This is a genomic window from Pseudoalteromonas rhizosphaerae (assembly GCF_902498845.1).
Lineage (GTDB): Bacteria > Pseudomonadota > Gammaproteobacteria > Enterobacterales > Alteromonadaceae > Pseudoalteromonas > Pseudoalteromonas rhizosphaerae.
The window spans coordinates 1-276 of sequence record NZ_CABVLM010000076.1; the positions used below are offsets into that span (position 1 = coordinate 1).

At 49.3% G+C, this 276-nt stretch carries 1 rRNA gene; it reads left to right on the forward strand.

Annotated elements, in window-relative coordinates:
- A 23S ribosomal RNA gene (locus PSR9079_RS23525) occupies nt 1-276 on the forward strand; the annotation flags it as partial.

A 276-nucleotide genomic window follows, 5' to 3' on the forward strand; every position in this document is an offset into this window, starting at 1 on the left:
TAATCAGGGTAGGGTAAGTCGACCCCTAAGGCGAGGCCGAAAGGCGTAGTCGATGGGAAACGGATTAATATTTCCGTACTTGGTATAATTGCGATGGGGGGACGGAGCAGGCTAAGCAAGCATGGCGATGGTAGTCCATGTGAAAGTGTGTAGGCTAGCGACTTAGGTAAATCCGGGTTGCTGTTAGGCTGAGACACGAGACGAGTCACTAAGGTGATGAAGTTGCTGATGCCATACTTCCAGGAAAAGCCTCTAAGCTTCAGATTATACCGAATC